This window comes from Sinomicrobium soli (genome assembly GCF_003285545.1).
In the GTDB taxonomy this organism is placed as follows: domain Bacteria; phylum Bacteroidota; class Bacteroidia; order Flavobacteriales; family Flavobacteriaceae; genus Sinomicrobium.
Genome location: NZ_QLNV01000001.1, coordinates 385,189 through 404,911, shown reverse-complemented (window position 1 = coordinate 404,911; position 19,723 = coordinate 385,189). Strand labels below are relative to the sequence as shown.

The 19,723-nt window shown below is 39.4% G+C and carries 18 protein-coding genes; all 18 read left to right on the top strand.

What is annotated here, in order from left to right; genetic code table 11:
* The first annotated feature begins 28 nt into the window (after nucleotides 1–28).
* The 18 genes from DN748_RS01740 (at nucleotide 29) to DN748_RS01650 (ending at nucleotide 19,682) form a co-directional block, all read left to right on the top strand.
* The gene (locus DN748_RS01740; protein WP_112370023.1) at nucleotides 29–940 is read left to right on the top strand and encodes an ATP-grasp fold amidoligase family protein; all 912 of its coding nucleotides are present in this window, start codon (nucleotides 29–31) and stop codon (nucleotides 938–940) included.
* Between the two features lie 178 nt (nucleotides 941–1,118).
* The gene (locus tag DN748_RS01735) at nucleotides 1,119–2,195 is read left to right on the top strand and encodes an EpsG family protein (protein ID WP_161554445.1); all 1,077 of its coding nucleotides are present in this window, start codon (nucleotides 1,119–1,121) and stop codon (nucleotides 2,193–2,195) included.
* A 90-nt stretch (nucleotides 2,196–2,285) separates the two neighbouring features.
* Nucleotides 2,286–3,455: a glycosyltransferase family 4 protein gene (locus tag DN748_RS01730; protein ID WP_112370021.1), complete on the top strand. Its 1,170-nt coding sequence runs from the start codon at nucleotides 2,286–2,288 to the stop codon at nucleotides 3,453–3,455.
* A complete protein-coding gene (locus DN748_RS01725) occupies nucleotides 3,409–4,602 on the top strand; it encodes an alginate lyase family protein (protein WP_112370020.1) in 1,194 nt (397 codons plus the stop codon). The genes DN748_RS01730 and DN748_RS01725 overlap by 47 nt, the downstream gene beginning before the upstream one ends.
* Before the next feature lie 10 nt (nucleotides 4,603–4,612).
* Nucleotides 4,613–5,716 carry a glycosyltransferase family 4 protein gene (locus DN748_RS01720; protein WP_112370019.1) on the top strand — a complete coding sequence of 368 codons (1,104 nt, stop codon included), beginning with the start codon at nucleotides 4,613–4,615 and terminating at the stop codon, nucleotides 5,714–5,716.
* 10 nt (nucleotides 5,717–5,726) lie between these two features.
* Nucleotides 5,727–6,335: a glycosyltransferase gene (locus DN748_RS01715; protein ID WP_112370018.1), complete on the top strand. Its 609-nt coding sequence runs from the start codon at nucleotides 5,727–5,729 to the stop codon at nucleotides 6,333–6,335.
* Complete coding sequence (locus DN748_RS01710; RefSeq protein ID WP_112370017.1) at nucleotides 6,332–6,889, top strand: glycosyltransferase; 558 nt, start codon at nucleotides 6,332–6,334, stop codon at nucleotides 6,887–6,889. Before DN748_RS01715 ends, DN748_RS01710 begins: the two co-directional genes overlap by 4 nt.
* Nucleotides 6,890–6,983: 94 nt before the next feature.
* A complete protein-coding gene (locus tag DN748_RS01705) occupies nucleotides 6,984–7,793 on the top strand; it encodes an HpcH/HpaI aldolase/citrate lyase family protein (RefSeq protein ID WP_112370016.1) in 810 nt (269 codons plus the stop codon).
* Entirely contained in the window at nucleotides 7,790–8,242 is a 453-nt protein-coding gene (locus tag DN748_RS01700) for a MaoC family dehydratase (protein WP_112370015.1), read from the top strand. The genes DN748_RS01705 and DN748_RS01700 overlap by 4 nt, the downstream gene beginning before the upstream one ends.
* Nucleotides 8,243–8,245: 3 nt before the next feature.
* Nucleotides 8,246–9,142 (top strand): HpcH/HpaI aldolase/citrate lyase family protein, encoded by an 897-nt coding sequence (locus DN748_RS01695; protein WP_112370014.1) that lies wholly within the window; start codon nucleotides 8,246–8,248, stop codon nucleotides 9,140–9,142.
* Nucleotides 9,135–9,800 (top strand): LbetaH domain-containing protein, encoded by a 666-nt coding sequence (locus tag DN748_RS01690; RefSeq protein ID WP_112370013.1) that lies wholly within the window; start codon nucleotides 9,135–9,137, stop codon nucleotides 9,798–9,800. Before DN748_RS01695 ends, DN748_RS01690 begins: the two co-directional genes overlap by 8 nt.
* A gap of 1 nt (nucleotide 9,801) precedes the next feature.
* Entirely contained in the window at nucleotides 9,802–10,428 is a 627-nt protein-coding gene (locus tag DN748_RS01685) for a sugar transferase (RefSeq protein WP_112370012.1), read from the top strand.
* Entirely contained in the window at nucleotides 10,418–11,311 is an 894-nt protein-coding gene (locus DN748_RS01680; protein ID WP_112370011.1) for a 1-aminocyclopropane-1-carboxylate deaminase/D-cysteine desulfhydrase, read from the top strand. Before DN748_RS01685 ends, DN748_RS01680 begins: the two co-directional genes overlap by 11 nt.
* Before the next feature lie 3 nt (nucleotides 11,312–11,314).
* Complete coding sequence (locus DN748_RS01675; RefSeq protein WP_112370010.1) at nucleotides 11,315–12,325, top strand: ATP-grasp domain-containing protein; 1,011 nt, start codon at nucleotides 11,315–11,317, stop codon at nucleotides 12,323–12,325.
* 249 nt (nucleotides 12,326–12,574) lie between these two features.
* Complete coding sequence (locus tag DN748_RS01670; RefSeq protein WP_112370009.1) at nucleotides 12,575–14,044, top strand: Fic family protein; 1,470 nt, start codon at nucleotides 12,575–12,577, stop codon at nucleotides 14,042–14,044.
* 76 nt (nucleotides 14,045–14,120) lie between these two features.
* Nucleotides 14,121–15,239 carry an aminotransferase class I/II-fold pyridoxal phosphate-dependent enzyme gene (locus DN748_RS01665; protein WP_112370008.1) on the top strand — a complete coding sequence of 373 codons (1,119 nt, stop codon included), beginning with the start codon at nucleotides 14,121–14,123 and terminating at the stop codon, nucleotides 15,237–15,239.
* An 800-nt stretch (nucleotides 15,240–16,039) separates the two neighbouring features.
* Complete coding sequence (locus tag DN748_RS01660) at nucleotides 16,040–17,254, top strand: ATP-binding protein (RefSeq protein WP_112370007.1); 1,215 nt, start codon at nucleotides 16,040–16,042, stop codon at nucleotides 17,252–17,254.
* 406 nt (nucleotides 17,255–17,660) lie between these two features.
* Nucleotides 17,661–19,682, top strand: coding sequence for a polysaccharide biosynthesis protein (locus tag DN748_RS01650; RefSeq protein ID WP_112370005.1), 2,022 nt, complete (start codon nucleotides 17,661–17,663; stop codon nucleotides 19,680–19,682).
* Nucleotides 19,683–19,723: the final 41 nt, after the last annotated feature.

Sequence of the window (19,723 nt, the reverse complement as noted above, 5' to 3'; positions counted from 1 at the left end):
GAATTAAATGGATTTTATAAAAATGAGTATGATAAAGCGAAAAATACGCGGGGTATTACATAATCCTAAAATATTGGGGGTTAAATTTTTACGTATGATGTCTCCGTTGCTTCCTGGCAGGTTGTATCTTAAGCTACTTTTTTTTCTTAGGCTGGACTACAAACTGAACTTGCAGAATCCACAAACATTTAATGAAAAGCTTCAATGGTTAAAATTAAATTATCGGAATCCGGACTTACCTAAAATGGTGGATAAGTTTGATGTGAAAAAATATGTAGGAGAAGTGATTGGAGAAAAATATGTAATTCCGACATTAGGAGTATGGGATACATTTAGCGAAGTAAATTTCGAATCTTTGCCTGATCAATTTGTTTTAAAAACGACACATGATCAGGGGGGAGTGGTTATATGCAAGGATAAAAATCAATTTGATATTGATTCAGCAAAGAAGAAAATTAACAGGCATTTAAAAAAAAATCTGTATCATCTATCGAGAGAGTGGCCTTATAAAAATATCAAGCCCAGGATAATTGCGGAAAAGTATATGGTAGATGTTAAAGCCGGGGAATTAATGGATTATAAATTTTTTTGCTTCGATGGTAAACCAAAGTTGCTATATGTTGCTAGTGATAGACAAAATAAGAAGGATGGAATTAAGTTTGATTATTTTGATTTGGACTTTAATCTTCTAAATATTACTCAGGCATATGCTCATAGTACAAACGAAATTGAAAAACCTAAATGCTTTAGTAAGATGATAAAGCTTGCAGAGATTCTCTCCAAGAATCTTCCTCATGTAAGAGTTGACTTTTATGAGATAAATGGTAGTTTATATTTTGGAGAATTGACTTTTTTTCATCATGGAGGATTTGTTCCTTTTCATCCAGAAGAATGGGATTACAAGATTGGAAGCTATCTCAAGCTACCTATGAAATGTTAAGATTTAGCTTTTTTGGAGGAGAAGTAAACATTTTATGGAGAAAAATTTAGAAGATTTTTAACATATGAGTTTATCGTAAGGGATAACCGCCTTTCTTGCTGCCTATTGCCAATGTTTTTATAAGTAATAAATGGTGAGGAAATTAAGAAAACTTGTTTTATAATAAATATATGATTCCGTGAAGGAGATATTACCAGCATACAATCTTTTATATATTTCTGCTTTTTTAGCATGTGTACTCCTTATTATCAGTTTTGATATTAAGAAGGTATACTATAAAAAATATGATTTTTTAGTAGGTTGTTTTATAATTATCGGATTAACCTATTTATTCGGTTCTCGGGACTTTTCTGTAGGAACAGATACGCCACGTTACTTAATGGCTTTTCAGTTTATTTGGAGGACAGATAGTTTTTCTGAAGCTATAATATCACCTTTTGTAGCGAGGGATCCTTATTTCAATGGAATTTCATATCTTTTTAGTAAAGTTGTGGATATTCGGGGATATTTCTATGTCTTGGCATTTTTATTAGTGGCCCCGTTATTTTGCGCGGCATATAGGATGACAAATGTGAATAGATCTTTAGTGTTAGTGGCCTTTATGAGTCTTTTTTGTATCCCGAATTTTGGAGTTAATATTATGAGAAATGGATTGTCGTTGTCTTTTGCCATATTGGCAATAACATATTTAAAGGATAATAAATTAAAAATAGGAATCGCGATAGCATCTATTTCTGTAGCCTTTCATTTGTCTTCTATAGTGATTTTCTTTATGTATGTACTGTCTAGTTTTATAAAGAATAAATGGTATGTTTTACCTGTTTTTTTCGGAAGTATTTTTTTGGCTTTATTAAAAAAGGGATTAAAAGATTTACCTATTATTGGGGGTATAGTTAGAAATCAGGAGCGCTTGATGGCATATAATCAGGAGGGGGGGGGCATTTCTTCCCTTCCGCTGTCTTATTTATTGATGCACTTGGCGACAGTAGCTTTTGCTCTTTATTTATCTACTGTAATTAAAGACAAATTTTATCATAAATTAACTATTACCTACATGCTTCTATCTAGCTTTTATTTTTTAACTTCTACGATGGCTTTTTCCTATAGGTTTGGTATTTTGGCTTGGGTTTTAACCCCTATTATTCTTATATATCCCCTAATGACGTATCGGATATTTAAAAGGTTTCAGTTTACAAAACTATTGGGAGTTATTTTCGTACTGGCATTGTTTTCATTATATATACTAAATATATGAATATAGCCGGAATAGATAAAATGATTGGTATTACTCATTAATAGGTATAACAGATTAGTTATATCAATGTTCTTTTCTAAAAAGTAGTATATGAAAATAGTAATAATATCACATAATTATCCTTCAATATACCGTCCGCATTACGGAGCATTTGTTTATAATTTTGCACAAGAACTTAGTAAGTATCATGAGGTGAAAATAATTGCTCCTTTACGGATTAACGACTTATTTAAAAAAAAAAAGGATACATATGGTCCTGAAAACTGTACAGTTTATCGCCCTTTGTATTTTCCAGGATTTTCTGCTAAAATTTTTGGGTTTGATGTAGGAAAAATACTGAGTGAGTCTAGGCATCAGAGTATTGAAAGGTGTTTTAAAAAAAATGTTAAAGAAGTAAACCTTATTTATTCTCATTTTTTGATCAATGGTATATCGATTTATAAGCTTGCTAAAGAAAAAAATATACCAATGATTATTGCTTCAGGAGAATCTGGTGATGCGTACAAAGCTATAGAAAAGCAGAGAAAGGATATTCTACATGGAATGTTGTCTTATGTGAAAAATATAATATGTGTTTCAGAGGTTAATTATGAGTATTTGAGGGGTTTAGGTTATTCTTCTTCCAAGATAGAAATAATCCCTAATGCTGTAGATTACCAAAGATTTGTGCCTATGAATAATAAAGAATGTAAAGAGAAGTTAAAAATAAGTGAAGGTATGTTCGTAGTAGGATTCATAGGCCATTTTATTGAGAGAAAAGGACCCAATAGAGTCATAAAGGCCATTCAATCTCTAAATTCGGAGGATATAGCTTTGATATGTATTGGAGGTAATGGGAAATTAATCGAAGCATCCTTTGTTAAGGAGATGGCTCCTATGGGGAATATAAAATTACCTTCGATTATTAATAGTTTTGATGTTTTTGTTTTGCCAACCTTATCTGAAGGCCATTGTAATGTTATAGAGGAGGTGAAAGCTTGTGGAGTGCCAATTATCAGTTCTTTGGGAACTACTGTGGAAAATCAAATTGATAATAAAACTGGTATACTTGTTGATCCCTTGAATATAGAAGCTATAGCAAATGCAATTCGGGAATTAAAGAGTGATATAGTGAAACGACAAAAGTTTCGGAAGAACCTTTTGGAACTAAGGGGAAGTAATTCCTTGGAAAAGCGTGTTGAAAGGATAAATATATTAATTGAAAATTCGGTAAATGAAGAATCTGATAATAAAAAGGAAAGGACCAGGAAGACAATTTAGAACAATATCTGCCTTCTTTTTAGTTTTATTTATTTGTAAAAGTTACGCTCAATCTGAAAAGAACCTTCTTCTTTTAGACCAAGAAACTTTGGAATTATTTAAACCACAGGAAGCAAAAAAGAGTGGATTGTTTTCCAGAGCAACTACTGCTACTTCCTCTGTAAATAATAATAAGGAAGTGAAAGAGATTATTGACAGAGCTAACAAAGCGCTTCAAAAAAAAGATCATGCTCCTTCTGACAAAAATGCAATTCCCCCTAATGGGGACAAAAGGGAGTATTTTAGTCAAGCGCCTTATTATTGGCCGGACCCCCAGCGCGAAGATGGTAAGCCCTATATACATAAAGATGGTAAGGCAAATCCTGAAATATCCAAGCCCAAAAAAGATAATATATATATGGCTCAATTTTGTAAAGACATATACGCTTTGGGTTTGACTTATTACCACACCCAGGATGAGAAATATGCGGAGAAAGCAGCCAGACTCTTACGTTTATGGTTTTTGGATGAGAAAAGAAGTATGTATCCTAGATTCGAATATGGCCAAATAGTTGTGGGTAAGGACAAAGGAAGAGCGATGGTTTTCGCAGACACTTATGGTTTGATTGATGTAATAGACGTGGTAAGGCTTATAGAGGGCTCTGAAAGTTGGGGAGAAACCGATACGAATGCTGTGAAAAAATGGTTCTCAAGATTATTGGATTGGATGCTCAATAGTAAGATAGGCAAACAAGGTAAAGCACAACTCAATAATATAGGGACTTATTACGATATGCAAGTTATTGCTTATGCTTTATTCACAGGACAAAATGATATAGTCAGGAATGTGATAGATGAAAGTGTGAAGAAACGGATAGATAAACAGATAACACAGGAAGGTGAACAAGTTTATGAGTTGAAACGAGCATCAGCATGGGGATATTCAGTCAGGAATTTAAAAGGGTTTGTTTATATAGCGTATATGGCAGATAAGGTTGGAATAGATTTGTGGAACTATAAAACCTCACAGGGGAAAAGTATTAAAAATGCCTATGAGTGGATGCTTCCATATGCCCTTGGACAAAAAAAATGGACAAAAAATAATGCCAACCCAACAAAAGATGAAAAATTTAATGATTTGCAGCGAAAGGCGGCAAATCATTATTAATTCATAGGAGATGAGTCAAAAAACAGCTTTGCATATTAACAGTTATTTTTTAAGTAATAAGATCCATTATTATTTTTATAAACAGCTTTTAAAAAAGCGTAATGACCAGTTTTTGATCCCGGTCTATAAACACTTTAAGCAGGAAGATATTCCTGAAGTAGACATCGACTATGTGTTTGGGAAGGTTGATAAGGCGATTTTTGTAACGAAAATATTGAAGGTAGTCAGGTTGTTTTATAGGAAAAAATACCGTGACTTTGATTATTTACATGGACACACATTAATAAGTGATGGTATTCCGACTTTTATCTTGAGCTTGTTATTGAAAAAGGAATTTGTTGTTTCGGTACGAATTACAGATATATCATTATTTATCAGAAGAAGTGTGGTGTTTAAATATGTAGGGCGTAAAATTCTGTCAAAAGCTAAGGCTGTTTTTTTTATATCCCCTTCATTGAAGTCGAAAATAGAAGAATTGTACCCTGACCTTGATAGTAGTAAATACCATCTAATGCCTAATGGCTTAGCTCCTTATTGGTTGGAAGAAAAGAAGACGGTTAGAGAAAGACCTGCTTTTGATCAGCAAGTTAAATTGCTCTTTGTTGGAAAAATAATTCCGCGAAAAAATATAGATATTCTGATAAAGTTTTTAGAGAAAAAACAGAAGTATCCATATGAACTTACTGTGGCAGGGGAAAATGTACTGGAAATGGATTTTAATAAGATAAATAGTATATTTCCGCCGGGCAATAAAATTAAATATTTAGGAAAACTGAATTCTATAGAAGAACTTAGATCAGCCTATGACAATAATAATATTTTTGTCCTTCTTTCGCTGTCGGAAACTTTTGGAGCAGTATATACTGAGGCATTAAGTCGTGGGCTCCCCATAGTTTATACCAGGGGAGAGGGGGTTGATGGTTTCTTTGAAGAGGGTGAAGTTGGATTTTCATGTAGTAATTCCTCTGTTGAAGAACTTCAGGAAAAAATGGAGCAGATAATTTTATCGTACCGAAATATTAGTACGAATGCATATAAGAGATCAAAGGACTTTGATTGGGATATAATAGTGCATAATTATTTAATTACGATCAATAATACCATAGCCATTTAATAAAGTTGTAATGCAAAAAGAACCATTAAAATTGGTGATTGGGATAACGGCACCAGCCAGCGTTGGATTAATCAGGGGGCAACTGAAATATTTTTCAGAAAAGGGCTATAAAGTGTATTTATTAGCACCTAAGGATGAAAAGACCATTGCGTATTGTGAAAGAGAAAACTGTACATTACTTCCGGTGAATATTAAAAGGGAGATTAGCTTGTGGCATGATTTAAAAACATTTTTTGTTATAATAAATTATTTTTTGAAAATAAAACCTGACATAATCAATGTGGGAACCCCTAAGGTAAGCTTACTGGGAATGATAGCAGCAAAAGTATGCGGGGTTAAAAAGCGTATTTATACATGTAGAGGGTTTAGGTATGAAAGTGAAGCAGGGAAGTTAAAGAAATTACTCGTTTCATTTGAAAAGATAATAGCCCGATATAGCCATAAGATCATTTGTATTAGTGAGTCGGTTAAAATATTGGGAGAAAGGGATGGTATTTTTAAAGGAAATAAAACAATTGTAATAGGTCATGGAAGTAGCAATGGTCTTGACCTTTCTCTGTTTGCACCAGGACAGGTCACAGAAGAAAAAAACTACAACTTCGGGTTAAATACAAAATAAAGAACAAGTATACTTACGGTTTTTTGGGCAGATTGGTGGATCGCAAAGGTATAAATGAGTTATATACTGCATTTGATGAACTTTATCATGAAGATACTGATATTCGGCTCTTGATGGTGGGCTCTGTAGAAAAACAACAAATTGCGGATAAGGACCTGATCGCTAAATACAATAATCACCCTGGTATAATTATGGTTGGAAAAGTGCCGTTTGAAGAGGTCCCGGTGCATATGGCATTGATGGATTGTTTTGTGCTTCCCGCTTGGTGGGAAGGTTTTGGGAACGTGTTAATACAAGCTGCGGCAATGGGGATTCCTATAATTAGTACGCATTCCACTGGATGTAGCAATGCAGTATCTGACGGATATAACGGTGTTTTGGTGAAACCAATAAAAAATGCCAAAGTTATAAAAGAGGCTATGGATAATATGAAAGGCAATAAAGAGGAAGCTGCTGTTTATGGAGATAATGGCATTCAATGGGCCAGGAATTTTGAGCCAATTATAATATGGCAAGGGTTGGAAAAAATATATAATGAAAGTGAAAACCTTTAAAAACTATATGACAATCACAATGAAGTATTGACATATGGGTGAATTGGGTAGGTTTTGATGAATGTGATAAATACATAGGCATAATTTATAATTTATGGAAAGCTTTTTTTTTATACCTGCAAATAGATTACATAAGATAAGTGAAATTGAAAAGATCGGAGTCACGGAGATAATTATTGATCTGGAGGATTCAATAAAACGATCGGAAATAGATAATTTAATTGAGGCCATAATAAAAAATACCGAGTATAAAAAATATTTTATTAGAGTTCCGGTTATTTCCTCAGACCTGGAAATGGAGGTTGGATATATAAAAAAATTGTCATGTGCAGGGTTTTCAAAATTTTTATTGCCTAAAATCAGAAATAAATCCGATCTAAGAAATATTTTGGAAGTACTGACAAAGTCTCAGCTTATTTTGTTAGTTGAGAACCCTCAATTTTTTTTGGAGGCAAAAGAACTGATGTTAGAGTTTAAAGAATATTTATACGGGCTGGCATTAGGGAGTCATGATTTTATGGCAGAAATGGGAGGATCACATACCATGGAAAACATTGAAATCCCTCGACAATATATGCTGTATTTAGCTAGGGCATTCGGGATAAAAGCAATTGATATAGCATCAATGGAATTGACATCAGAAGGTGAATTTCAAAAGGAAGTTCTTGATGGCTTCCGAAAAGGGTACGAAGCCAAGTTTTTTATTCATCCATGGCAAATAGAGATATTAAGAGAAATTAAGTTTTACACGGAGGGAGAGTATGAATGGGCACTGAAAGTAAAACAAAAACTGGATGAAGTTGAAGTTAAAGAAGAATTTAATGCCATAAGTTTAGAGGGAAGAGTATTGGAAAAACCTCATATAGATAGGGCATTGAGAATTTTAAAGTATTATAGACCATGAAGTCAAGTAACTTAGGGAATTTTTACAAGGATTTTCAAATAGGGGAGACAGTCAAACATAGTTTGACTAAAACTATTTTTGAGAGTGATAATAACTTTTTCAGCTTACTTACAATGAATCATCACCCGGTACATTTAAGTCTGGAACATGTAAAGAATCATCAACATGGAAAAATTTTAGTAGTTGGGACGCTAGTATTTAGTTTAGTGGTTGGAATGACTGTACCCGATATTAGTGGTAAAGCCATTGCAAATCTGGAATATGAATCAGTTAAACATGTAGGGCCGGTATTTATAGGTGATACCATCAGGGCGGAAACAACAGTTATTAATAAATGGGAAACCTCCAAGAAAGACAGGGGGATTGTTTATGTAGAAACCAGGGCGTTTAATCAGGATGACCTTGAAGTATTATGTTTCAGAAGAAAAGTATTAATACCAAAAACTTAAGTGATGAGTGATTATTTAATGCGCAGCCTGATGTTTGTTCCGGCACATAGTGATAAGCTTATGCAAAGCGCTACAAAAGCAAATGCCGATATTTTACTTTTTGATATTGAAGACTCTGTTCAACCTGTTGAAAATAAGCAGGTGGCCAGAGATAAAGTGATTGAATATGTTTCTCAGGGAAAATTTAAAGGGAGAGTCATTTTTCCGAGAATTAACGACAGGGAAAGTGGTCAGCTTCTTAAGGATGTGACCCAGTTGACAATTCCTGGTATTGAGGGGTTTATGTACCCGAAAGCCAAACGTGGGGAAGATATCTACTTTTTCTGTAAATTGCTGGAAACTATAGAATATGAAAAAGGAGTACCTAAAGGGACTTTTAAAATAATACCTTTAATAGAGACCGCCTCTGCTGTATTAAATGCAGAGGAAATAAGCAGGGCCTCGCCTCGTGTGGTTGCCATAGCTTATGGCTCCGAGGATTTTATCACTGATCTGGAAGGAATACATGATAAAGAGCATTTAAGTCTGTTTACGCCCAGGGCTATGATAGCAATGGCTGCCAGGGCAGCTAAAATAATCCCAATAGATACAGTACACGTACGTGTAAAAGATTTAGAAGACCTTGAGAAGAACCTAATACTGTCACAAAAGTTGGGCTTTGAAGGCATGCTAGTTCTAAATCCTAAAGAAATCCCTTTAGTACATAAATATTATTCGCCTTCGCAAGAAGAAGTGGAAAACTCCCGGGAAATCTTAAAATCAGATGAAGAAGCTCGTAAAAGTGGAGTTGGGGTAGCCATTATAAACGGAAAGTTTATAGGCCCGCCATTCGTGTTGAAAGCACAAAAGATATTAAAAAAGCACCAGTCAATTGTAAAAAAGCATCAGCAAAATGGATAAAATAATAATCATTGGGGGTTTGGGGACTGCCATTGTTATAGGAGAGGCAATTAATCATGCAAAAAACAATTTTGGGACAAAAGCTGAATTTATAGGTCTACTGAACGATGCAGAAGAGACTACTATTCATGGTTATCCGGTGTTAGGAACATTGGATAAAGCTCCGGAGTTAGCCCGGGAAGGATATAAGTTTTTGTTTACAATTTATAAAATGGGAGGGCAACCTGAAAGAATTAAAAGATTTAGGGACTTAAATATTCCAGATGAAAGCCTTTATACTTTTATACACCCTTTATCATTTGTGTCGCCCTCGGTAAAGCTGTCACCAGGAGTTGTTGTAATGCCAAATGTAAGTGTATCATGTGGAACAGAGATTGGTAAATGTTCTTTGGTAATGAGTAATGTTTCCATAGGACATGATAACACTATTCATGAACATTGCTTTTTCACAGCAAATTCCTGTTTGGGGTCCTATTTAGATATTCAGGAAGGTGTATGGGTAGGAATGAATTCAACTATTAGGGGAAAGCAAACAATTGGAAAACATGCTGCAATTGGAATAGGGAGTGTTGTTGTAAAAGACATTCCAGAAAATGAACTATGGATAGGCAGCCCAGCCCGATTTCATAAGAGTGTACACGATAAAATTACAATGTAGAATGTATAAGTATATCAAAGTAATTTTAGATTTTTTATTGGCTATCCTGATATTGCTCTGTATATTTCCTTTCCTGATACCAGTCATTGTAGTACTATATTTTCATTTTGATGGAAAGCCGTTTTTCAAACAAAAAAGAGTAGGATATAAAAATATGGAGTTTTACATATTCAAGTTAAAAACGATGAAAGATCTATATGATGAAAAGGGAAATTCTCTTCCTGATAGGGATAGGATTACAAAGATAGGAAGCTTTATAAGAAAGTTGTCTTTGGATGAACTTCCTCAGATCTTAAATGTATTGAAAAATGAAATGTCATTTGTGGGTCCGAGACCCCTTTCCCCCAAGCTTATGCCCTATTATTCAGAAAAAGAATTGTTGAGACATCAGGTAAAACCGGGCATTACTGGATTGGCTCAAATAAACGGAAGAAATAGTTTAAACTGGGATGAGCGATTGGCTTTCGATGTTGAGTACTACGAAAAAATATCATTTGTGTTAGACATCAAAATCATCTGGGAAACTGTTCTTAATGTTTTGCAACGTAAGGATATTTCTGTAACACCTCAGATACCTTCACTTATAAAGACTCGTGATCCTAATACAAAAACTGTGAATGATACATAAAATTGGTGAAAATATTAGTGTTTTCCGCGATGATCTTTACCCCTTTTTGGGAGGGGGAAATAAAGGCCGGAAAATGGATGCTATGGCCAAAGATATTATTGCTCAAAATGCAAATGCTTTAGTTACAACAGGTGGCTTTCAGTCCAATCATTGCAGGGCTGTGGCGATATTTGCGGCTCAATATAAGATGAAGTGTTCTCTGGTATTACATGGTTCGGAAAAAGAGTTTGAAAGGCAGTCAGGGAATGCCAAGGTTATGCGGTTGTCGGGAGCAGACATAATTTTTGTCAGTAAGGCTGATGAGATAGGTACTACCATGGATAGGGCAATGATGAATTATGAAAAGGCAGGTTTGAAACCTTATTATATCTGGGGGGGAGGACATACGCTTGAAGGGGGATTAGCATATATTAATGCCATAAAAGAATTGAAGGATTACTGCGATGAGAATAATTGGGTTCCTGATTATATTTTTCACGCTTCAGGAACGGGATCTACGCAATCAGGAATTTTGGCAGGACTGGATAAATATGGTTTTGAAAAAACCCGAGTCATAGGAATCTCAGTCGGAAGAAAATCAGAACAGGCAACGAGGATTGTCGATGATTTTTATAAAGACTTATGTTCTCACTATGATATTGCTTGTCTGAATAGAGAGTCGATTGTATTGGATGATTATTTGATGGGAGGTTATGCACAATACAATAGTGAATTAAAAGAACTCAGCCTGAATTCAATTAAAGAATATGGGTTTACACTGGATACTTGTTATACGGGTAAGGCTTTTTACGGTATGCTGGATTTTATTGAAAGGAATAATATAAATGACAAGAATATTCTATTTTGGCATACTGGAGGAATATTTAACTTTTTAGCGGATTAAATTATGAACATCCTATTCACTTGTGCAGGAAGGCGCAACTATTTAATTAACTATTTTAAAGAAGCGCTACGGGGGGGCGGGCAGGTTTTTGCCACTGATATGCAGCTTACAGCACCTGCTTTGGTCGATGCAGACATAGCTATTCAGGTTCCGGCTATATACAGTGTTGAGTATATACCTTCTTTAGTGAAAATTGTACGGGAAAATAATATAAAGGCTATCATATCCTTAAACGATCTGGAACTTCCGGTTTTGAGTGAAGTCAAAATTCAGTTAGAAGCTTTGGGGACAAGGGTTATTGTGTCTGATGGGAATGCAGTGAAAATTGCATTTGATAAATGGGAAACAGTCAAATTCCTGGAGCAGAATGGCCTGAAATCCCCGAAAACGTTTATTGACTTAAACGAAGCTAAAAAAGCATTAAGTTTAGGAGAGTTAGCATTCCCGCTGGTAATAAAGCCGAGATGGGGAAGTGCGTCCATAGGTATTGATTTTCCCGAAGATATGGAGGAATTGGAATTGGCCTATAAATTGCAATCCATGCGTTTAAAAAGAACGATTCTTGCCGAAGCGAGTAAGGAAGATATTGACCATGCCATCCTGATTCAGGAAAAAATTCCGGGTAAGGAATACGGAATGGATATATTAAATGATTTTGAAGGGAATTATACAGGAACTTTTGTACGACAGAAACTCGCTATGCGTTCGGGAGAAACGGATAAAGCCGTTTCTGTAATTGATGAGAAATTTGAACAGATCGGCAGGGAAATAGGGGAACAACTTCGTCATGTCGGAAACCTGGATTGCGATGTTTTTGAACATCAGGGAGAACTTTACGTACTTGAATTGAATCCCCGTTTTGGTGGGGGCTACCCTTTTTCCCATGAGGCAGGGGTGAATACTGCGGCGATTTACCTGGAATGGTTAAAAGGAGGTACAGAAATAGAAAAGTATATGCAGTACAAGGAAGGCATTATGTTTTCCAAATGCGATCGTTTGTTAAGAGTGAATTAAGATAAGAAAACAGTGATGTATGTTTTCCAATAAACGAAGGGATGTTTGTCCTACATCCTGTAGTCGTAAGTCATACATCAAAAAAAATCTCTATAAGAAAAAACGGTCTCTACTCACCATGTACGGGCAGGAACGAGCAAAAATACGTACAACAGGCTTTTGATAATGAGGTAGCCGGACAAAAACGGCTGAATTTCCTATAAAAGATATAATGTTACAAGACGAGTTCGACAAGCGGTAACCCGAAAAATGCTGAAGCAAGAGATCATACCATTAATAACTTCTGATGAAAGCGATCGTATTGAGCGTACCGTTTCGGTACACAATACGGATAAGTTTGCACAGGCTGTTTGTGCTTTTGCCAACGATCTGCCCCATCACGGTATTCCGGGGTATTTGCTGATCGGAGTTAAGGATGACGGCACGCTTTCGGGATTACAGGTCACCGATGAACTGCTTAAAAACCTCGGAGCCCTGCGTTCGGAAGGAAACATTTTACCGCCGCCGGTGATGCAGGTGGAAAAAGTTTCTTTCCCGGAAGGTGATGTAGCCGTAGTCGAGGTACAGCCTTCTGTTTTTCCGCCGGTACGATATAAAGGCAGGGTTTGGATAAGGATAGGGCCAAGGAAGGCCGTGGCCAATGAAGCGGAAGAGCGTTTGTTGACCGAGCGCAGACAAGCCGGTGTAGCTTCTTATGATAGTTGTCCTTTTTCAGGAGCCTCCCTGAATGATTTGCGGGAGAAAATATTCAGACATCAGTATCTTCCCAGGGCTATGGCAGAAGATGTGTTGGCGGCAGACCGGAGAAATATAGCTGAACAACTGGCATCTTTGCGTTTATTTGATGTGGGGAGGAATACGCCAACCGTAGCCGGATTGCTCTTGCTGGGAAAGAACCCGGAGTTTTTTCTGCCGGGAGCGTATTTGCAATATGTGAGGTTTTCCGGAACCGGCAGAGCGGGTGATGTATTAAAGGAAATTAAATTTTCGGGAGATCTGGTCTCATTACTGGCAAGACTGGATACCTTTATTGATACTGCTCTTGTGGATAGAAAGCCGGTGCCTGTTTCTGTACTTCGGGAAGAGCAGGCGGTCAATTATCCGTATTGGGCATTGCGTGAGTTGGTCATGAATGCGGTAATGCACCGGGATTACCAGTCGAATATGCCGATCCGGTTATATCAGTTTGACGACCGTATTGAGATCATGAATGCCGGAGGCCTGTATGGTAATGCCCGGCCGGAGAACTTTCCGAATGTCAACGATTATCGCAACCCGGTAATTGCTGAGGCAATGAAGGTATTGGGATATGTTAATCGCTTTAGCCGTGGAGTTTCAAGGGTTAATGAGGAACTTCAGGCTAATGGCAACGGATATGCTTTTTTTAATTTTGAGTTGTCTACGGTATTTGAAGTCACCGTGAGCTTGTCGAAAGTGTATGATAAACCAGTTACCGAGCAAGTTACCGAGCAAGTTACCGAGCAAGTTACCGAGCAAGTTAAAACACTTATTAAAGTATTGGAAGGGGAAATGGACAGACAGGCCATACAGGAAAAATTAGGGCTTTCCCATAGGGAAAACTTTCGGTCTAACTATCTGAAACCTGCCTTGGAGCAAGGTTTTGTAAAAATGACCATACCTGATAAACCCAATAGTAAACTACAGCGTTATAGGTTAACAAATAAAGGAATAAAAATACTGGGTAAAGAGAAAGAATGATTTATATAGCGATATCTTACGTCCTGAAATCATAAGTAATACATCCAGAAGTCTTACGTTTAAAAAAAACAAATCCATGTCAGAAAAGATCTGGCTCTCCTCCCCCCACATGGGCGGAAATGAGCAAAAATACGTACAACAGGCTTTTGATACCAACTGGGTAGCCCCGTTAGGGCCTCATGTCAATGGTTTTGAAGCGGATATCAGGGAATATCTCGGGGGAAAAGTAGAGGTAGCCGCCGTGAGTGCGGGTACTGCGGCCCTGCATCTGGCACTTATCCTTACCGGGGTAAAGGCCGGGGATGAGGTGATCTGCCAGAGCCTGACTTTTTCGGCCTCGGCCAATCCTATTGTTTATCTGGGAGCAACCCCGGTGTTTGTGGATAGCGAACCCGATACCTGGAACCTGTGCCCGGAGGTCCTTGAAGAGGCGATTAAGGACAGGATAGCCAAAGGTAAAAAGCCGAAAGCCATTATTGCCGTACATCTCTACGGGATGCCCTATAAGGTGGAAGAGGTACATGCTGTTGCAGGTAAATACGATATCCCCGTCATAGAAGATGCCGCGGAGGCCCTGGGGAGTACCTACAAGGGGCAACATTGCGGGACCTTCGGACGAATGGGCATACTCTCTTTTAACGGGAATAAGATCATCACCACTTCGGGAGGCGGGGCCTTGGTATGCCCGGACGAAGAAGTAAAGAAAAAAGCAGTGTTTCTGGCTACACAAGCGAGAGACCATGCGCCGCATTACCAGCATTCGCATATCGGGTATAACTACCGCATGTCTAATATCTGTGCCGGTATAGGCCGCGGGCAGATGGAAGTGCTGAACGACCGGGTGGCGCAGCGCCGGGCCATGCACGATTTTTATGTGAACCTTTTTAAAGGGGCAGGAAACATTACGGTGTTTAACGAACCAGGGGACGATTATTGCTGTAACCACTGGCTTACTGCCATTCTGACCGATAGTTACGACGCCCGTGAAAAAATACGCCTTTCCCTGGAGTCCGGAAACATCGAAAGCCGCCCGGTATGGAAGCCCATGCACCTGCAACCGGTATTCGGGGAGGCCCCCTATTATGGCGGAAGCGTAGCCGAAGATATCTTTAACCGCGGCCTCTGCCTGCCTTCCGGGTCTAATCTTACGGATGAAGACCGTAAAAGAATACGGGAAGGGTTGACGGGGGTCTGATCTTGACGTTATGCTGTTAAAGTTCCTTTGGGCTGGGGTTGAGATTCCCTGCCTGCCGGCAGGCAGGTTCGCTCCGCTACCCATGACGTGTTTTGGGGTGTAGCATGTAATGTGTTGATATACAGATATTTTAGTTGTGATGTGCAAATTGTGCTAAAATTAAGAAAAATGTCATCTCAATTTATGCGGTTGCCCAAACGTTAGGTCTCTGAATGACAGGGTATTGTCATTCCGACCATGGGGAGGAATCTCCGGTCTTTCGGTGCTGCTGTTGAAAATTCTTTGAGCCGGGGGGCAGATTCTTCACTGCGTTACCCATGACGTATCTATGGTAAGTTGCTCCATTTCAAAAATTCCCCTCTTCAGACGAACCTGCCTGCCGGACAGGCTGGGAGGGGTGGGCAGCTATGCTGGCCGGGGAGTTTTGACCGGCCTGAACTTTAACGTATATTCCCAAAGGTTTGGGATTATCCTTATGATCCGGGCTTTCAAAACCCTCCGTCTCATCAAAGATGAGCCACCTCCCTTCGTCTGAAGGGAGGAGTTATGTGTAGGTTTATCACATTTGATAAATGAAGACTAAAACGTTATCTTCATTTATGCGGTTGCCCAAACGTTAGGTCTCTGAATGACAGGAATGTCATTCCGACCATGAGGAGGAATCTCCCGTTTTTCCGTTGTGCTGTTGGAGAAACCGGAATTTCAGATAGTCTCTTAGTCTTTGTTATAAGTTTTTAGGGTTATAGGCATAAAAAATAACATATAATTATTATTTTTGTGGTTATAACCATAAAAAAATCATGATCTCAAGACCGATTTATATAGAGCAGATAAAAGACTTCATTGATAAACCCCAGGTAAAGATCATTACCGGGATCCGTCGTTCGGGGAAATCAACGGTATTACGCCTGTTAAAAAAAGAGTTGCTGGCAAAAGGAGTGAAGCAGGAACAGCTTATTGCTATCAACTTCGAAAGCTTTGACTATACCGAACTTTTACAGGCTGCAAATTTATATCGATATGTTAAGAAAGAAATAAAGAGCTCCGGGAAGTACTATTTGCTTCTGGATGAAATACAGGAGGTGAAAGGATGGGAAAAAGCGATAAATTCATTTCTCGTCGATTTTGAAGTGGATATCTATCTCACAGGTTCCAATTCTCACTTATTGTCTTCTGAACTCGCTACCTATCTGGCTGGGAGATATGTGGAAATTTCTGTGTACACACTTTCCTATCGCGAATTTCTGGATTTCAGGAACAGCTATTTTCCGGAAGATCAGGATAGCGAAGGGCTTTTTTTGAGATATCTCCGAAAAGGAGGCTTTCCCGTTATTCATACGACGGATTATACGGAAGAATCGGCATATAAGGTCGTTTATGATATTTACTCTTCCGTTATCCTGAGAGATACCGTTCAGCGGTACGGGATCCGTGATGTAGAACTGTTGGAACGCGTCATAAAATATGCATTTGATAATATAGGAAATACATTCTCCGGAAAAAATGTAGCGGATTATTTTAAGAGCCAGCAGCGCAAAGTAGATATTAATACGATTTACAACTATCTGAATGCCCTGGAAGGATCATTTATTTTGTACCGTGTCCCCCGTTATGATATTAAAGGAAAGGAAATCCTGAAAACACAGGAGAAGTTTTATGTAAGCGATATCTCCCTGATCTACGCCACTATGGGCGTACGGGACCGGATGATAGGCGGGATCCTGGAGAATATTGTTTTTCTGGAACTGAAAAGAAGAGGGTATGCGGTGTATATTGGGAAACTGGAAAACAACGAAATTGATTTTGTTGCCGAAAAACGGGGAAATAAGATTTATGTGCAGGTAGCTTATAAGCTTGAAAATCGTCAGACCATAGACAGGGAATACGGAAATCTTTTGTCGGTGAGAGATCAGTATCCCAAGTATGTAGTGACCATGGACGAATTCTGGAAGGATACTGTGGAAGGAGTGAAACATCTATATATTACTGATTTTTTGTTGAGCGAGGGTTTGTGAATATTCCTGTAATTCCCCCAAAGTTTATCCCCCCGAAATACAATATATCATTTCCTCCCGACGTTCCTGTAAACGGGTAAATATGTAGCCGGATGCTGATCCTTTTTTCAGTTTTTTCAGGAAACCGGGTAACAAAAGCGATAGCTTAGGGATATAAAGACAGGATCAGCTCCCGGGCGGTATAACCATAGCAGTAGCACGGAAATAACATTTTGTTTACAAAAGACGCTTCCCTGCTGTGGGGAATACCCTATATTTGTCAGTTAAAACTTGCTTCCCGAAGCGAAAGTACAAGGGGGTTTAGGTTTTCTTTAACAAATCCGGTTTTTTTTAATACCTTTATTAGGAGGTGGGAGCAGGACCGGGGAATCAATAAGTTTGAAATAAGGTTTATAGACAACGATATATGGAAAAACTAAACTGGAACAGATTTAAGGCAGCAGTGCGATTGGTTTTTCAGTCCGGCGGGCGGAAACTCGACCTGAAGAATATCGGTTACCTGCCGAGATGGATCGTACTGGGGATGGATATCGCCATCCTGGTCCTTGCCGCATTGGTTACCTGGGTGTTGCTGCAGGGTCTGACCCTTAGCTTCTATTCCCGCCTTACCCGCATCGAGGAGCTCGCGCTGGTGGTGGGGGTCAATACGGTGTTTTTTTTAATCTTCAGAACCTATGCGGGGCTGATCCGCTATTCGTCCTATATCGACGGCCTAAAGTTGTTATTTTCTACTACTTCGGCCTTCCTGGCGCTTACCGCGGTGAATTACCTTAGTTTCTGGGCTACCGGAGAAAAACTGCTGCTGATCCCGGGACTGTTTGTCTATACCGTGATCGCTTTTGCAGGGTTATTCCTGTTCCGCGTAGTGGTCAAACAGGTATACCAGGCGTATTTTAGTGAAGAGCGGAAGAAGTCAAAGATGCCGGTATTGGTCTTCGGGGCCGATTCCAATGCCATTTCCGTTGCTAATGCGGTACGGATGGAGCAACCCCCTCGCTTTAAGATCTTTGGATTTATAGACCGTAATAAACACAATACCAGCAAGCGCATCCTGGATCTCCCTATATTGAGCAACAACAAACGGGTATCTGTGCTCCTTCGGGCTCACGGGGCCAAAGGGGTGATCCTGGCCGATAAACACCTGACCAAACAGGAAAAGATCGCCCTGGTAGACGACTGCCTGGAACACGGGTTTAAGGTATTTACCGCCCCCTTGGTATCGGACTGGGAAAACGAACAGGATTTTTCCGGACAGATCAAGAATATACAGATCGAGGACCTGCTGGAACGGAAACCTATCGTACTCGACAACAAGGGCATCTCCCGCGAGCTAAAAGGCAAGCGGGTACTGGTTACCGGGGCGGCGGGGTCCATAGGTAGCGAAATTGCACGGCAGGTACTAAAATACAAACCCGAGATGCTGATCGTACTGGACCAGGCCGAGACGCCCCTGCACCAGCTGCGGCTGGAGATTGGTAAATGCTGCGGGGAGGTACAATTTGAGACTGTGATCGGGGATGTCCGGAATTACCAGCGGATGAACCGGGTCTTCGAGGTGTTTAAACCGCATGTGATCTATCATGCGGCGGCCTATAAACACGTACCGTTGATGGAGGAAAACCCCTCCGAAGCTATTTTTGTCAATGTTTGTGGCACCAGGAACATGGCCGACCTGGCGGTACAGTATAAGGCGGAAAAGTTTGTGATGGTGTCTACCGATAAGGCGGTAAACCCCAGCAATGTGATGGGGGCCTCCAAACGGATCGCGGAGATGTATGTACAGTCGAAATATTTTTCGCTGCGGGAAAAAGATAAAAAATGCACCCGGTTTATCACTACCCGTTTCGGGAATGTTTTAGGGTCTAACGGTTCGGTGGTCCCGCTGTTTAAGGAACAGATTGCCAACGGCGGACCGGTAACCATTACCCATCCGGATATCATCCGCTATTTTATGACCATCCCGGAAGCCTGCCGCCTGGTACTGGAAGCCGGGGCCATGGGGAAAGGCGGGGAGATCTTTATCTTTGATATGGGAGAGGCCGTCAAGATCATGGACCTGGCCACCAAGATGATACGCCTGGCCGGTTTTGAGCCGGATGAAGAGATAAGGATCAAGGTCACCGGCCTGCGCCCGGGAGAGAAATTATACGAGGAGCTGCTGAGCGACAAGGCCAAAACCCTGCCTACCCACCACGAAAAGATCATGATCGCTACCGAAACCATAGACGACCATGCCGAGGTAAGCGAGGCCGTGGCCAGACTGTGTGAGGAAGCCGGAAAGTTCAGAAATGAAAAGACCGTAAAACTGATGAAGGCCCTGGTGCCGGAATACAAAAGTATGAACAGCCTGTTCGAATCCCTCGACGGCAAAGAAGAAGAAAGCAAAGACCGGAAACCGGCTCAAAAAGAGGAGACGGAGTTGTTGTAACGCCCTTTGTCCTCCCGACCGTAAGGCTTTGTCCTCCCGAC

Coding starts and splice junctions, on each gene's coding strand:
- DN748_RS01740 (WP_112370023.1), top strand. CDS start 29: ATGATAAAGCGAAAAATACGCGGGGTATTACATAATCCTAAAATATTG.
- DN748_RS01730 (WP_112370021.1), top strand. CDS start 2,286: ATGAAAATAGTAATAATATCACATAATTATCCTTCAATATACCGTCCG.
- DN748_RS01725 (WP_112370020.1), top strand. CDS start 3,409: ATGAAGAATCTGATAATAAAAAGGAAAGGACCAGGAAGACAATTTAGA.
- DN748_RS01720 (WP_112370019.1), top strand. CDS start 4,613: ATGAGTCAAAAAACAGCTTTGCATATTAACAGTTATTTTTTAAGTAAT.
- DN748_RS01715 (WP_112370018.1), top strand. CDS start 5,727: ATGCAAAAAGAACCATTAAAATTGGTGATTGGGATAACGGCACCAGCC.
- DN748_RS01705 (WP_112370016.1), top strand. CDS start 6,984: ATGGAAAGCTTTTTTTTTATACCTGCAAATAGATTACATAAGATAAGT.
- DN748_RS01700 (WP_112370015.1), top strand. CDS start 7,790: ATGAAGTCAAGTAACTTAGGGAATTTTTACAAGGATTTTCAAATAGGG.
- DN748_RS01695 (WP_112370014.1), top strand. CDS start 8,246: ATGAGTGATTATTTAATGCGCAGCCTGATGTTTGTTCCGGCACATAGT.
- DN748_RS01690 (WP_112370013.1), top strand. CDS start 9,135: ATGGATAAAATAATAATCATTGGGGGTTTGGGGACTGCCATTGTTATA.
- DN748_RS01685 (WP_112370012.1), top strand. CDS start 9,802: ATGTATAAGTATATCAAAGTAATTTTAGATTTTTTATTGGCTATCCTG.
- DN748_RS01680 (WP_112370011.1), top strand. CDS start 10,418: ATGATACATAAAATTGGTGAAAATATTAGTGTTTTCCGCGATGATCTT.
- DN748_RS01675 (WP_112370010.1), top strand. CDS start 11,315: ATGAACATCCTATTCACTTGTGCAGGAAGGCGCAACTATTTAATTAAC.
- DN748_RS01670 (WP_112370009.1), top strand. CDS start 12,575: ATGCTGAAGCAAGAGATCATACCATTAATAACTTCTGATGAAAGCGAT.
- DN748_RS01665 (WP_112370008.1), top strand. CDS start 14,121: ATGTCAGAAAAGATCTGGCTCTCCTCCCCCCACATGGGCGGAAATGAG.
- DN748_RS01660 (WP_112370007.1), top strand. CDS start 16,040: ATGATCTCAAGACCGATTTATATAGAGCAGATAAAAGACTTCATTGAT.
- DN748_RS01650 (WP_112370005.1), top strand. CDS start 17,661: ATGGAAAAACTAAACTGGAACAGATTTAAGGCAGCAGTGCGATTGGTT.